9 protein-coding genes are annotated in these 14938 nt (G+C 41.0%); 5 read left to right on the top strand and 4 right to left on the bottom strand.

Annotation, left to right across the window (positions count from 1 at the left end; genetic code table 11):
• Window positions 1-151: 151 nt before the first annotated feature.
• Entirely contained in the window at window positions 152-1030 is an 879-nt protein-coding gene (locus tag P20439_RS07350) for a LysR family transcriptional regulator (RefSeq protein ID WP_008114707.1), read from the top strand.
• A gap of 649 nt (window positions 1031-1679) precedes the next feature.
• Here the strand turns inward: P20439_RS07350 and msrA are convergent.
• The gene (gene msrA, locus P20439_RS07345) at window positions 1680-2987 is read right to left on the bottom strand and encodes a peptide-methionine (S)-S-oxide reductase MsrA (RefSeq protein WP_008465712.1); all 1308 of its coding nucleotides are present in this window, start codon (window positions 2985-2987) and stop codon (window positions 1680-1682) included.
• A 178-nt stretch (window positions 2988-3165) separates the two neighbouring features.
• Here msrA and pxpB point away from each other — a divergent pair, with 178 nt between their 5' ends.
• The 4 genes from pxpB to P20439_RS07325 all read left to right on the top strand — a co-directional run bounded on the left by pxpB (window position 3166) and on the right by P20439_RS07325 (window position 9091).
• Window positions 3166-3825, top strand: coding sequence for a 5-oxoprolinase subunit PxpB (pxpB, locus tag P20439_RS07340; protein ID WP_024600982.1), 660 nt, complete (start codon window positions 3166-3168; stop codon window positions 3823-3825).
• A complete protein-coding gene (locus P20439_RS07335) occupies window positions 3818-4759 on the top strand; it encodes a biotin-dependent carboxyltransferase family protein (RefSeq protein WP_008465709.1) in 942 nt (313 codons plus the stop codon). The genes pxpB and P20439_RS07335 overlap by 8 nt, the downstream gene beginning before the upstream one ends.
• Window positions 4760-5046: 287 nt before the next feature.
• The gene (gene asnB / locus P20439_RS07330) at window positions 5047-6711 is read left to right on the top strand and encodes an asparagine synthase B (protein ID WP_008465707.1); all 1665 of its coding nucleotides are present in this window, start codon (window positions 5047-5049) and stop codon (window positions 6709-6711) included.
• A gap of 799 nt (window positions 6712-7510) precedes the next feature.
• Window positions 7511-9091: a BCCT family transporter gene (locus P20439_RS07325; protein ID WP_008114717.1), complete on the top strand. Its 1581-nt coding sequence runs from the start codon at window positions 7511-7513 to the stop codon at window positions 9089-9091.
• Window positions 9092-9169: 78 nt separating this feature from the next.
• Here P20439_RS07325 and P20439_RS07320 read toward each other — a convergent pair whose 3' ends face one another.
• The 3 genes from P20439_RS07320 to P20439_RS07310 all read right to left on the bottom strand — a co-directional run bounded on the left by P20439_RS07320 (window position 9170) and on the right by P20439_RS07310 (window position 14937).
• Window positions 9170-9871, bottom strand: a complete 702-nt coding sequence (locus P20439_RS07320; RefSeq protein ID WP_008114720.1) for a 3'-5' exonuclease — start codon at window positions 9869-9871, stop codon at window positions 9170-9172.
• A 3-nt stretch (window positions 9872-9874) separates the two neighbouring features.
• Window positions 9875-11770 carry a putative nucleotidyltransferase substrate binding domain-containing protein gene (locus tag P20439_RS07315; RefSeq protein ID WP_008114722.1) on the bottom strand — a complete coding sequence of 632 codons (1896 nt, stop codon included), beginning with the start codon at window positions 11768-11770 and terminating at the stop codon, window positions 9875-9877.
• Between the two features lie 86 nt (window positions 11771-11856).
• On the bottom strand, window positions 11857-14937 hold the full coding sequence (locus P20439_RS07310) for an efflux RND transporter permease subunit (RefSeq protein ID WP_008114725.1): 3081 nt from the start codon (window positions 14935-14937) through the stop codon (window positions 11857-11859).
• Window position 14938 lies beyond the last annotated feature (1 nt).

Genomic DNA, 14938 nt, shown 5'->3' with positions numbered 1-14938 from the left:
TTTTAGTTTTTGCACTATAGTGACAATTTAACGCACCACTTAGGTGAATTCGACCTAATAAAATAAATAAATTGCTGATATAGTTAGTTTTTATTTTTGGTTTAATTATTGCCTATTACTAGGCGATTGAAATAACTTTATACTGGATACCATGCAAACACCTATTCGCGGCCTTCGCTCTTTTTGTTTTGCCGCAAAAAGCTTAAGTTTTAAACATGCTGCTAAAGAGCTTTACTTAACGCCCTCGGCTGTAAGCCATCAAATTAAGCAGCTAGAAGAGCAGCTAGGCATTGATTTATTTCAAAGACAAACTCGCTCTATTAGTTTAACGCCTGCAGGGAAGAACTTTTTTGAAGCAATTTATCCGATTATAAATATGCTAGAGAGCACCATTACCGAATTTAGTCAGTTACAACAAAATGTAAACTTGACCATCACGTTACCCGAGTTTTTTGCCAGTGAATTGTTGATGCCTAAGCTTAGTGAGTGGACCAGTGAGCACCCTAATATTAATTTACACATGGATACCCTTAAAACTCGAAAGGAATTAACCCGCCAGAGTGATTTATCAATAATTTTATCCTCAAGTAAACCACTTGATGGACTGGCTACCGAGCTTTTTAATTTAGAATACATTCCAGCGTGTAATAAAAAGCTGCTTGAACAATGGCAAAACGATCATTGTCAGGCACTTAACCAAGTACCCCTTATTGTACATAAAGCACGGCCTTGGGCTTGGCATCAGTGGGCAGAAAAAGTTGGGATTGATGACTTTTCACCAACGCAAATTATTCAAATAGACAGTATGTTTGGTGTAGCAAGAGCTGCGCAGCAAGGAATGGGCATTGCGCTTATTCCTCTACCAATTAGCCAAAGCTGGCTGGATGAACAATGGCTTTATAAACTATTTGAACAACCACTTACCACCAAAGATAAATACTACTTGGTACAACATGGCTCTAGTACGGCAAACCACCCGCTCGACTTGTTTGCCAAATGGGTAATTAACACCTTCAGACAAACAAAGTGACTATTCATTAAACGCCCTTTTATGGGCGTTTAATTATTTACGACCTTTTTAAAATATTTTTTTCGTGTCTCACACAAACCTCTAAAAATAAAATATAACCAGCATTATCAACTACTTGAGCAACTCCTTATTGACTGGATTTATAGGTTAGTTTTTTTCACTTATTAGTTTTGTTTTTATCGCTTGTCGAAATTGAGTAAAAGCTCTAAAGTTAACTCAACAAATCAGCAACGACCAAAAATAATAAAACGCGTTACTGAAACCAAATTTAATTAGTTTGTAACAACGAGCTAGTAAAAAAGAATCTTTATTGTGTGTGAAGATGTTGTCAGTGTAAAAAACAGCTCAAGTTCGGTGGTGACTTAGCTTGGGTTGTTTTTATTTTACGCTTACACCCGCCAATAAATGTAAGAATCTTTATTGTGTGTGAAGATGTTGTCAGTGTAAAAAGCAACTCAAGTCCGGTGGTGACTGAGCTTGAGTTGTTTTTATTTACAATCACATCAGCACCAATAATTCAGCATTAGTTTTTACTAATACAACCCCCGAATCTTTATTGTGTGTGAAGATGTTGTCAATTGAAATGCAGCGACCTTATCTAAGTCTCGCTGCTTTTTTTTGCTTAAAATTTGCCTATTTGCTAATTAGCTTAAACATCATCTGATCTGTTTATTTCATCACGAGCGACAAATTCTAACACCGTGGCATTAATACAATATCTATCTTGACCTTTTGGCCCTTCCCCTGGAAATAAATGCCCTAAATGAATACCGGTACTTTTAGATTTAAGCTCAATACGTTGCATTCCCCAACTGTTATCTTCATGTTGCGTTACGCTGTCTTTTACAGGGTGTGTAAACGACAACCAGCCAGTGCCTGAGTTAAATCTATCACGGGTATCAAACAAGGGTTCACCACTGAGTTTATCTATAAAAATACCATCGGGGGTGTTTTTAAAAATAGCGTACTCTTTACAATACGGGCTGTCGGTTTTAGCATTAAACGCTACTTTATAAGCTTCACTGTCACCAAGCTTAAATGCCCCTAGCGCCTTATAAAACCGCTCGGCATCCATGTAACCTTGGCGAGAATACACTTCTACTCCATCTTCTAAAAATAAGATGGTGGGTGTAGCCCAAGTAGCCGATTTGATGGTTAAGCCATTAAGCTGATCAGCATGGCGAAATGTCATTGGTATTGTGCCTTTGTAGTCATTGGCTACCGCCGCTTTAAATTTTTCACAGTAAGGGCAGTAATCGCGAGAGTCTAAAATAACAATTTGTTTGCCAGTCAACAATGCGGTGTTATCAAGCTGCTGCTTTTCGTCTTGACTAAAAACGACACCGGTTGAATGATCTGGGCAATAGCCGTTTGGATTTTTTTCAAGGTAATTTTGATGATACTCTTCTGCAGAGTAAAATCGCTCAAGTGGCTTAATTTGTGTAGCAATTTTTCCATAACCTGCTTTGGTGAGTAACTGCTGATACTGCTGTGTTACCGCAAGCGCGGTGTTTGCTTGCTCGTCACTTGTAGTTAAAATAATAGAGCGATATTGCGTACCTACATCATTACCTTGGCGGTTCCTTTGAGTCGGATCGTGGCTTTCGTAATAATTTTGCAGCAGCTCTTTTGCTGAAATGATATTGCTATTAAATGTAACCTGCACCACTTCGGCGTAATTATCTTCATCAAAGCGGCGCGATAACTTAGTTATATTTCTGTAGGTTGGTTTAAACCCATGCCCATCGGCATAGCCCGACTCTGCATCGAGAACACCATTAAGTGCTTCATAGCGTTTTTCTGCCCCCCAAAAACAGCCCGAGCCAAGCACTAGCTGTTCTACATGCATAGTGGCATCTAAATCACTGGGCTTAGTTACTTCGTCTGACGAGATTGCGCTCATCGCACTAAGCAAGCCCACAATGGCAAATGCCGGTAATATTAACCCCTTAAACATACGATTACCTCTTAGTTTTAGTTACCCTAAAGCTGACCTGTAAACTCAACAATTAATTTCACACACAACAAAACTTTACGAATGAGGGAGTTTATTCGATCCGAGCTTGTCTATTAATATCGTAATATTACAGTGACTGTGATAGCTTAAATGTAATTAATATTAATGAGTTATCGATATGAGCATGATTCCTAGTATAAAAATTTTAACGAACTCTAGCCTGCTTTTTGATGTTTCTCACTACAGCGAACCACACATACTTGCGACGCAAAAAAAGCTTTGGGCACTCGCCCAACACTGTAAAAACAGCAATGAATTTATCGATTTGGTACCAGCTATGAACTCGTTAACTTTGTATTTAAAGTCCTCAGAAATGCTTAATAAATGGTACAACACTTTAGCTAAGTTATGGGATGAAGTGGATGATTACCCGTTTGATAGCCAGCACCACCAAATTAATACCTACTACCAAGGTGGAGATTTAGATTACGTAGCTAACTATCATCAACTCACAATTGATGAAGTGATTAACTTACATAGTAAAGAGTTATATCACGTTCTATTTTTAGGCTTTGTTCCCGGTTTTCCTTATTTACATGGGCTCAACTCACGGTTATTTACCCCAAGGCGAGATAATCCGCGAGTGAGTGTACCTAAAGGCGCGATTGCCATTGGAGCAGACCAAACAGGTATTTACCCTGAAGATTCGCCAGGTGGTTGGCATATTATAGCTCACACTGATGCCTGCTTATTTGATTCTAAAGCGGCTAATCCTTGCTTATTTAAACCTGGCGATACCATAGAGTTTGTGCCTGTAAAAGGAGTAAGCAATGATTAAAGTAATCAAGAGCGGTATTCAACTAACAATCCAAGATTTAGGCCGTGTGGGTTTTCGTCATTTAGGGGTTAGCCGCTCGGGTAGCTTAGACGCCTATGCGCACATTATTGCCAATCGCTTAGTAAATAATCACGATAACGATGCCGTACTTGAACTCACCGTTGGGTTATGTGAATTGCAATTTGAGTGCGATACCGTCATTGCTCTGCATGGAGCCGACTTAAACGCTAAAATTGACACTCAAGCCGTTTACCCCGGGTGGAGTTATCCGGTAAAAGCAAAACAAACACTTAAATTTGATACAGGACGCGGTGGCTCCAGAGCTTACATTGCCGTAAAAGGTGGAATTGAATGCCCTGAAGTTATGGGCTCTAAATCAACCGACTTAGGGGCAGCCATTGGTGGTTTTAATGGCCGAGCATTACAAAGCGACGATATTATAAAAATAACCCCATATACTCAGCCTTGGCTATGCAATAAAGGTGCATTAACACCGCCTAAACGAAAAGTTATTCGGCTACATCAAGGCCCACATCATGAACTACTTACACCTGAGTGTATAAACGCTTTCTGTACCACCTCATTTACTATTAACCCGAATAGTAATCGAATGGGAGTACGCTTAGATCATAATAATAGCCAAATAATGCAACACTCGCTCTCACTGCACTCACTCGCAGTAGCACCCGGAAGCGTGCAACTCCCACCTGATGGCAACCCAATTGTGCTGTTAAATGATGCACAAACAACGGGGGGCTACCCATTGATAGGCCATGTAATAGAGGCGGATTTACATCAGTTTGCTCAGTTTAGAACCGCCGATTCTATTACTTTTGAGTTTGTAACGCTTGAACAAGCAACCGCGGCAAAAAGTAAACTCGATGCACATCTATCTCAGCTTAAATTGAGTTTAAATCGCTATTGGACTAATTAACTTAAAGCTATTTTCTTAACGATTATATTTGCACCCACTTGGTGCAAATATATATTTTCATGGGCATTAAATGCTTATCCCTGCCTGTTTTAAATTAAAAATTGTACAATTCGTTGCTATCACACTATCGACCTCACCATGTTGGTGCACCAGTAACTTGTTTGGTGCATAAATTATTCTTATTAATTTAAAAAAGCCGTGTGACTTAGTTCTTTATTTCTGATAAAACAAGGTTAGTCTTTAGCAAACTCGCTATCGTAGGCACTTAATAGGAATGAGGAAAAATTATGTGTTCAATTTTTGGTGTACTCGATATTAAATCGGATCCCAGCCAGTTACGCACTCAGGCAATCGAAATGTCTAAACTGTTACGTCATCGTGGGCCAGATTGGTCTGGTGTGTATTCATCTGATAAAGCAATTTTAGTGCATGAGCGCTTAGCCATTGTTGGCGTATCAAGCGGTGCTCAACCCCTTTACAACCCAGAAAAAACCCATATTTTAGCGGTTAATGGCGAAATTTATAACCACAAAGAGCTGGCCGCTAATTTAGAGGTCGACTTTGATTTTCAAACCCAGTCAGATTGTGAAGTGATTTTAGCCCTGTATAAACAAAAAGGGCCGGCATTTTTAGATGACTTAAATGGTATTTTTGCTTTTTGTTTATATGACGAAGAGCAAGACGCGTACTTAATTGGTCGCGATCACATTGGTATTATTCCACTGTATACAGGTCACGATGAGCACGGTAACTTTTATGTAGCGTCAGAGCTCAAAGCGCTCTCACCTATTTGTAAGCATATTGAAGAGTTTCCGCCGGGGCATTACCTTTACAGCAAAGACGGCAAATTAACCTCTTACTATCAACGTGATTGGCAACGCTTCGACGCTGTTAAAAACAACGATGCCAAAGCAGAAGATGTAAAAGATGCATTGGAAGCGGCGGTTAAGCGCCAGCTTATGTGTGACGTACCCTATGGCGTATTGCTATCGGGTGGCTTAGATTCATCGGTTATTTCCGCTATTACCCAGCGCTTTGCTGCAAAACGTATTGAAGATAACGATGAAAGTGATGCTTGGTGGCCTAAACTGCATTCCTTTTCGGTGGGTTTAGAAGGCTCCCCCGATTTAGCCGCAGCGCAAAAAGTAGCTGATATGATAGGGACTATTCACCACCCTATTATCTTTACTATTCAACAAGGTATTGATGCACTTAAAGAAGTGATTTACCACATTGAAACTTACGATGTAACCACCATTCGTGCATCAACCCCAATGTACTTAATGGCTCGTCAAATTAAAGCCATGGGTATAAAAATGGTGCTCTCAGGTGAAGGTGCGGATGAATTATTTGGCGGTTATTTATATTTTCATAAAGCACCGAATGCACAAGAATTTCATGAAGAGCTGAACCGTAAAGTTTCAAAGCTCCATATGTTTGACTGTTTACGTGCCAACAAATCAATGGCGGCTTGGGGTGTTGAAGCACGCGTACCATTTTTAGATAAGGAGTTTGTTGATGTGGCAATGCGCATTAACCCTGAAGCTAAGATGTGTAAAGACGGCAAAATTGAAAAACACATTTTACGTGCAGGCTTTGACGGCTACCTCCCAGATGAAGTGTTATGGCGTCAAAAAGAGCAATTCTCCGATGGCGTTGGCTACAGCTGGATAGATACCTTAAAAGAATTTGTTAATGAGCAAGTAACGGATCAAGAATTGGCGAATGCCAAATTTAAATACCCAATTAACACCCCAGATTCAAAAGAAGCGTATTTTTACCGCAGTATTTTTGAGTCGCACTTCCCTGGCGATGCCTCGGCTAAGTGTGTACCGCATGGTAAGTCAGTTGCGTGTTCAACCCCAGAAGCACTCGCATGGGATGCATCATTTCAAAATAATGCCGACCCATCAGGGCGCGCCGCGGGCGTTCATAACGAAGCGTACAAATGAAAATTTAACCATCCTAAGCTGCAGTGTTAAAGCTGCAGCTTTTTTTGGTGTCTTTGTGCGTAATTTTCTTAAAATGCTTATTGCACTGAGAGAAGTGAATGAGAAGAAAATGAGAAAGTAAAAGCCATTCTGCCTCATCATTTTTGTTTAATTATGTGGCTTTGTTACTTCTCTAAAAGCGCAGCGTCTCTTTACCCTCTTCGTGAGTTAAGCTGTTAAGACTCAAAATAAATGAGAAAGCAAATTAGTTTAAACTGCAAAATAAGTATGCCACCTTTTTATAAAAACTACTTTAACATCTCTATTTTCATTGCTGATTCTATTAACCTCCCCTTGGCTAAAAATCCAAAGCTATAAAAATGTAATTAAAAAGTCATAAAAAAGCCCATTTAACAAATTACTCTTAGTTTTAAAAATCAGAGTACGCTTTTAGCGTATCCAATTAAGTGATTTATCTGTTTATACGCCCTATTAATATGAATATTCATTAACTTAGCTTTTGCATTCATTGCTATTTACGACTATAAAATAAAGTGCTAACGCGTTAGTTTTCATTTTCTTAGCGACCAGACATGTACAATAAAAAGACAAAGTCAGCTCAAAATTTTAGCAAAGTGTTAATTCTTTCGTATTTAATATTTAACTCCCCTAGCAGTAAAGGTATGATGGGCAATTAAATTAGTTAGTCTTCTAATTATTCGTGTTGTTAGCTTTGGCAAATAATCTAATAAGACGAATACAGTGAACTATAAAAAACTGGCATTAAGCCAACCTGTTTCATTAACCAATGAGGTATTGCATGAGCGAGAATCATGACAAGTACAGTATTGATAATACGGACTACACCGTAGGTCAAGACAACGTACAAAAGTGGGGATTTGATATACATAACCCTGTATTCGGGATCAGTGCAGGGTTAATAGCACTTTTTTTAATCGCCGTACTAGTGTCAGATGCCGAAGTAGCTAAAACAACACTAAATGGTATCAAAACCGATATTATTAATAATTTTGACGGCCTGTTTATGTGGGCTGCTAACTTCTTTGTTATTTTTTGTTTAGTTTTAATTTTTTCGCCTTACGGCAATATCCGTTTAGGCGGCGACGATGCTAAACCATCTCACTCTCGTATTTCTTGGCTGGCAATGTTATTTGCAGCAGGTATGGGTATTGGCTTAATGTTTTGGGGAGTTGCTGAACCGGTGGCTTATTACACCGGCTGGTATGAAACACCACTTAATGTGGCTGCCAACACCCCAGAAGCAGCAAAGCTTGCAATGGGCGCAACTATGTACCACTGGGGTCTTCATCCTTGGGCCATTTATGCGGTTGTCGCGCTTTCTTTAGCGTTTTTCACATACAATAAAGGCTTACCGCTTTCTATACGCTCAATTTTTTACCCTATTTTAGGTGATAAAGCATGGGGCTGGCCGGGGCATATAATCGATATTTTAGCTGTGCTTGCGACCTTATTTGGTTTGGCAACATCTTTAGGATTAGGTGCTCAACAAGCTTCAGCGGGTATTAACCACGTATTTGGCCTTGAAGGTGGCGTAGGTTCACAAATTCTGGTTATTACAGGGGTGACGTTATTAGCCATTGTCTCAGTTATTCGAGGCATTGATGGTGGCGTTAAGCTACTAAGTAACGTCAATATGCTTATTGCTTTAGTGCTACTGGTATTTGTATGTTTAGTTGGTTTTGCTGTATCTATGGGTAATATACCAAACACAGTAATGGGCTATGTAGAAAACATTATTCCGTTAAGTAACCCACATGGTCGTGAAGATGAAACATGGATGCATGGATGGACAGTATTTTATTGGGCTTGGTGGATTTCGTGGTCACCGTTTGTAGGTATGTTTATTGCCCGTGTTTCACGTGGTCGTACAATTCGTGAGTTTTTAACCGCTGTACTACTTATTCCTACAACAGTCACTATCTTATGGATGTCTATTTATGGCGGCATCGCAATTGACCAAGTTGTTAATGGAATTGGTGCCCTAGGAACTGACGGTTTAACAAGTGTGCCTATGGCGATGTTCCAAATGCTTGATGAAATGCCAATGGCGAACGTTTTATCTTTCATTGCTATTGTTTTAGTACTGGTATTCTTTATTACTTCTTCTGATTCAGGGTCACTTGTAATCGATTCAATCACAGCAGGTGGTAAGATTGATGCGCCGGTACCACAGCGTATTTTTTGGGCGTCTGTTGAGGGTGCTATCGCTGCTGCATTACTTTGGATTGGTGGCACTCAAGCGATTGAAGCACTGCAAGCGGGGGCTATATCAACCGGTCTGCCATTTACCATTGTATTGTTATTGATGTGTGTAAGCTTAATTTTAGGTTTACGAACTGAGCCTCGCCCAGTTAAATAACACAACACATTCCATAATAAAAAAGACCGCAAATTGCGGCTTTTTTGTGCTCTATTTTTAACAGTAATGCTTCAATAGCTAAAGCCAAATTTCACTCAGTGGCGTATCTGATCTATAGTGGTAACTCAGCTGCGCTTGCAGCAGCTCGGCAGTGGCTAGTGCATCAGTAAGCGCGTTATGGTTTTGATACAGTGGCAATGAATAACGCTCCCGTGTATCACTTAACCTAAGTGATCCTAGCTTTGAATTAAACAGCCTGCCTAATAACCCCTGCCGCGCTTTAAGCGCCCGCCTTTCTATTTCCATCGTATCAACTAGTGCAAACTCAATGCCCTCTTTTATACGCATAAGTAGCGCGTTATAAAAAAAATGACGTTCTATTGCAGCATAATGTACCACCACCACTTTGCCTTTAAGGGCATCAAGCAGTGGCGCTAAAATTCGATTAAGATCAGGGGCTTCATCCACTTCTGAATGAGTAATTCCATGAATAACAATTGACTCTTCACTTAAATCTCGTCGTGGTTGCACCACCCAGTGACGGCTCTCTTTACAATAAATACGATTTACATTAAAAGGCACCAGCCCCACACTAACAATATCATCGCTATTCGCATCAAGGCCGGTTGTTTCAAAGTCGAGTGCCACAAAAGGGACATCTTTAAGTGGAGCAGCCTGATTGGTAAACGCTTGTTGATAAAAGTCTTTAAGTAACGGGTTTTGCGCAGTTTGCAATAACTGCTCGTAGCGCTGTGACCAATCTAACGGTGATTTAGCCATAACTTATTTCACACCCGGGTGCGCAGAATAGCTAAATTTTAAAAAGCTTTGCGCTTTTTCTAAAATAGCAAAGGCTTCTTTTAAATTACTTTGCTCAAAGGGTGAAAGTAAATGGGGGTCTAGATCGTTATCTGGAGCTTCACCTTGCTCTATTTGCCATGCCTGATGACGAATACGTACTGTGGCAATATACTCAAACGCATCACGTAAATCTTGTGCTTTACCTTTAGGCAGTAAATTTGCCTCTATAATATCTTCTAAGCGCTCAAACGAATTTTGTTTACGTGAGCCAACCGCTAACGCATGAACGCGCACCACATCAGATAGCGGCGCCGTACCACGGCGTTTTAAGTTCATTGACCGCTTATGCTGGCCATTATGCTCAAGCACAAAGCCATTAAAAAACCCTAGTGGCGGCGTTCTATTGCGGGCATTGGCAGCAAGGTTCGCTAAAAAGCGTTTGTTTACTTTGCTTTCTTTGGCCACCAGCGTTTTAAGCTCATCGGCCCATTTTAGCTTGCCCCATACACCATCTAAGTCAAAAAATATCGAGCTATTAAGCAGGGCTTGCGGTTTCGGCTCGGCCATCCAGCTAGCAAATTTTTCTTTCCATTGTGTACGGGTCATACGCCATTTTTTAAACGACGCCATAATTTCACCGTCACAATAGGTATAGCCACATTTAGCTAAACCATCACACACAAAATCTGATAGGTTTTGAAAATACTCATCGTGCAGTGCCTCATCAAAACTATTATCCAAAATGAGAGCATTATCTTGATCAGTCACAATTAGCTGCTCGTCGCGGGCCATTGAGCCTAAGGCTATAAAACAATAAGGAATAGGCGGCTCGCCAAATTTTTCTTCGGCCAATGCTAATAAACGCTGTTTAAAGGTACGCCCTATGACCGCCATAGCGGTTCCGATCATATGCGAATTTGCATCTTCATTAACCATACGTACAAATACATTAGGTAATTGGCGTGCGTAATGAACTAAGTCATCAACTGATTGCTGCGCTAAAATACCGCGTACTAACAGTAAGCTACTTTGTGATTCATAACGTAAAATATCAGACAGCGATATTACCCCAATAGGCCGTTTTTTATGTACCACAGGTAAATGATGTAAGTTATCTCTTAGCATGGCTAATACGGCTTCAAACACATAGGCGTTGCTATCAAGTAGTACTAAGCTTGATGTCATTACTTCTTTGGCGGGTGTATCATATGTTAACCCTTGGGCAACCACTTTAGTGCGAATATCTCTGTCGGTTATGATCCCAACAACTTGACCGTCGTCTTCTTCTGGGTCATCGCTTATTTGTTTTTCTATGTCGGTAACTAACACTGAAGAGACCGATTCTTGCGTCATTAAAAATGCGACGTCTTGAATAGCAGTTTGCATTGTTACTGTGACCACATCACGGTGTAATAATGACTTTACTTTCGCGGTGGTTAAATCATTGCTGTCGGCTTGCTCTACAATGGCTTGGTGCAAACGTACGTTACCATCCACTTCAAAAAAATCGGCAAAGGTTTCGTATTTATCACAATATTCGTTGAAGGTATTAACGTTAATACAATAGGTTAAGGTGTCTTCAAGCGCACGAGCCGGAAAGCGCACTTTGCGGTTCATTAATAGGCCCATTTGGCCAAAAATACCGCCTGTGGCTAAACGATTATAGAGCTCGCCATTACGGCGTGAAATTTCAACCGAGCCACTACGAATAATATATAAGTCACTAATATCTTGGCCTAAATGTAAAATATCAGTTTGCGCACGAAAATAAGCAACTTCAATTTGCATTGCTAGTTCGTTTAGTGCCTCGATCTCAAGCGTATCAAAGGGGGGGTGTTCAACTAAAAATTGGGCTATTTCAACTTGCTCGGCCTGCATGGGTGATCCTTGTGGCTTTAATCTAGTTGAATTGTGGGCTTAATTGGCTATTTTTTCAAAGAAAAATAGCCAATTAGCGTAATTAGTTAGTCAAGTTGCTCCAGCTCTTGGGCTAATTGCTTTGACTCATCGCCACGAGGACTGGTAAAGCGGGCTAATCCTAAATAAATCACCGGTGTTAGGTAAAGCGTAAACAATACCGCTAACGCAAGTCCACCAAATACCACCCAGCCAATGGCATTACGTGCTTCTGCTCCGGCACCTGTTGACATAATTAGGGGTAACGCACCGAGTAAGGTCGATATTAAGGTCATGGTGATTGGTCTTAAACGTACCAATGCAGCTTGTTCAACCGCTTTTCGAACACTCAGCCCCTGATCTCTTAATTGATCAGCAAACTCGACCAATAAAATTGCATTTTTAGCGATTAACCCAATTAACATCACTAGGCCTATTTGCGAGTAAATATTCAGTGAGGTACCGGTTAAATACAGCGCTAGAATGGCCGATGTAATCCCAAATGGTACAGTGATCATTACCACGATTGCACTGTTAACATTTTCAAATTGCGCCGCAAGTACTAAAAACACAATTAAAAATGCCAATACGTAGGTCATTAATACTTCGTTGGAGGTTTCTTCAAATGTCAGTGCTTCCCCTTTAAATGCAAGAGTAATACCTGCTGGTAATGATTGCTCAGACACTTGCTTTATTTGTTCCACTAATGTGGCAATTGTTAAGCCTTCAGGCAGCTCCATACTGAGCTCTATGGCACGGCGCTGAGCATGACGTTCAAGCTCTGCGGCAACCCCTTCCTCTGAAATGTTAGCGACACTACTTAGCGGCACCAATTGATTATTACGGGCTCTAATAAACAAGTTTGCTAAATCACTCGGGTCGTTAATAGTTTGATTTTGTGCCTGTAGCATAATAGGAATAGATTGATCGCCAATGTTTAAATCAGCGATATCGTCACCATTAATAGCGGCTCTTAATGTAATTGCGATATCACTTAAAGACACGCCAAGTTCTTCTGCGCGTCGTCTGTCAATATTAACACGCAATTGCGGCTGCGATGGCTGATACGATACTCTTACCGGCGCAACCTCTGGCACGGCTTTTTCAAGATCAGCTGAGAACTGCTGTGCAGCCTTAAATATTTCAAGGTAATCTTGTCCCAGTAAAGCGATTTCTATGCCGCCACCTTGGCCACGTAAATTTAAGCTATTTGCACCACCAGGGTAAGCAGGTGCACCAGGGATGTTGCCTAAAGGCTCGCGAATTTTATTAATAATTTCTTGTTGGCTAAAGTTACGTTCATCCCAATGCTTTAATGGCACAGTAATAAACACAATATTGGGATCCCATTGCCCAACCACAGTGTAAATAGACTCAATTTCACCACTTTCAACGAAAGGCAGTAAGGTATCTTCCATTTTAATGGCTTGTCTATCCATAAAATTTAAGCCTACGCCATCAGGTCCGCGGGCAAATATTCTAATTTTACCGCGATCTTCAGTAGGGAGCAGTTCGTTATCTAAACTCATATACAAAGCACCCGAACCGCCTGCAACTAATAAACAAACAATAAAGGTAACCCACGCATGATCCAGTACTTTATGGATTGTTTTGGTATAAATATTGGCAAGCACGTTACCAAATTTCGCAAAGGGGTGAAAACCACCTTGCTTAAGCTTTAGTTTTGAGGTGAGCGCCGGTACTAACGATAAAGCAACAAAGCTAGATATAATTACCGCACCAGCTAGTACGCCACCAAACTCCCTAAATAAACGCCCTGCTGTAGAGGGTAAAAATGCGATGGGTACAAACACAGCCGCTAATACTGCAGTGGTGGCAATAACGGCAAAAAATACTTCGCGGGTACCAACAACCGCTGCTGCACGCCTTCCAAGACCTAATCCTCGCTGGCGTTGAATATTTTCACTCACTACAATTGCATCATCAACAATTAATCCTGTCGCTAATACCAGTGCTAATAAGGTTAAAATATTAATTGAAAACCCAAGTACCCATATCAGTGCTAATGAACCTATAAGCGCAACAGGAATGGCAAATGCTGGGACTAATGTTGCACGCCATGAACCAATAAACACCCATAAGGTGATGATCACTAGCAGTACCGTTAGAACCAATGAGTTAATCACTTCATCTACTGAGCTTCTAATAAACTGCGCGTCATCTGATGTTAGCGTAAACTCCATCTCAGGAAAGCGCTCACGCATCCCCTCTATAAGGTTGAGTACTTCATCAGAAATTTCGATAGTGTTGGACTGTGCTTGGCGAATAATTTCCATACCAATAACAGGTTTACCATTAAGTCTTACCATAGAGCGCGGATCGGCCGGACCAAAGTACACGGCAGCAATATCGCTAATACGAGTATCGCCCTGAATTATAATGTCGCCCACCTGTGCGGGGGTAACAGACGTTGCATCAGCGCGCACTATTATTTGCTGATCGTTTGATTTTAAACTCCCTGCAGGCACATCAAAGGGGGCTTGCCTAAGTACATCGGCAACATCTGGAATCGTTAAGTTAAAACTGCTGAGCTTTAATGGATCAATGCGAACCCTGAGCACACGTTCTCTATCGCCGTTTAATCGTACGTCGGCAACACCAGGAATAGTTAAAAACTGCGGCGCTAAATCAACATCAACCCGCTCTGTTAATGCCTCTAACGATAAACTTTCACTTGATACTGTTAATGAAACCACCGCTTCAGCGTCGTTATCAGCCTTAATAATAGAAACGCGCTCTACCTCTTCAGGGAGCTCTCTTTGCACTCGAGCAACTGACTCACGCGTTTCATTTGCAGCGTCGTCAAGGTTAACACCCGGTCTAAATTCAACCACAATACGTGAATTACCTTCTTCACTTTGCGCACGAATCGATTTAACACCGCTCACACGGGCCACGGCACCTTCAAGTTTACTGGTAACTTCGGTATCAACGGTTTCAGGTGAACCACCAGGGAACGAGGCTGATACGGTAATTCGGGGTCTGTCTACATCTGGAAGCTCTCGAACTTCTACGCCTGCTATGGCGGCAATTCCGGCAATAATAATCAGTAAATTCAGAACCACAATAAGCACTGGGCGGCGAATAGCCATTGATGGCAAGTCTTGCATCATAGGTTGCTGTTTCATG

The sequence above is a fragment of the Pseudoalteromonas sp. BSi20439 genome (assembly GCF_000241165.1).
Taxonomy (GTDB): Bacteria; Pseudomonadota; Gammaproteobacteria; order Enterobacterales; family Alteromonadaceae; genus Pseudoalteromonas.
The sequence above is the reverse complement of the archived record's forward strand: the minus strand, read 5'-3'. Positions and strand labels throughout refer to the sequence as shown.

Excerpts from the sequence above, each read along its gene's own strand:
- P20439_RS07350 (WP_008114707.1), top strand. The coding sequence starts at position 152 with ATGCAAACACCTATTCGCGGCCTTCGCTCTTTTTGTTTTGCCGCAAAA.
- msrA (WP_008465712.1), bottom strand. The coding sequence starts at position 2,987 with ATGTTTAAGGGGTTAATATTACCGGCATTTGCCATTGTGGGCTTGCTT.
- pxpB (WP_024600982.1), top strand. The coding sequence starts at position 3,166 with ATGAGCATGATTCCTAGTATAAAAATTTTAACGAACTCTAGCCTGCTT.
- P20439_RS07335 (WP_008465709.1), top strand. The coding sequence starts at position 3,818 with ATGATTAAAGTAATCAAGAGCGGTATTCAACTAACAATCCAAGATTTA.
- asnB (WP_008465707.1), top strand. The coding sequence starts at position 5,047 with ATGTGTTCAATTTTTGGTGTACTCGATATTAAATCGGATCCCAGCCAG.
- P20439_RS07325 (WP_008114717.1), top strand. The coding sequence starts at position 7,511 with ATGAGCGAGAATCATGACAAGTACAGTATTGATAATACGGACTACACC.
- P20439_RS07320 (WP_008114720.1), bottom strand. The coding sequence starts at position 9,871 with ATGGCTAAATCACCGTTAGATTGGTCACAGCGCTACGAGCAGTTATTG.
- P20439_RS07315 (WP_008114722.1), bottom strand. The coding sequence starts at position 11,770 with ATGCAGGCCGAGCAAGTTGAAATAGCCCAATTTTTAGTTGAACACCCC.
- P20439_RS07310 (WP_008114725.1), bottom strand. The coding sequence starts at position 14,937 with ATGAAACAGCAACCTATGATGCAAGACTTGCCATCAATGGCTATTCGC.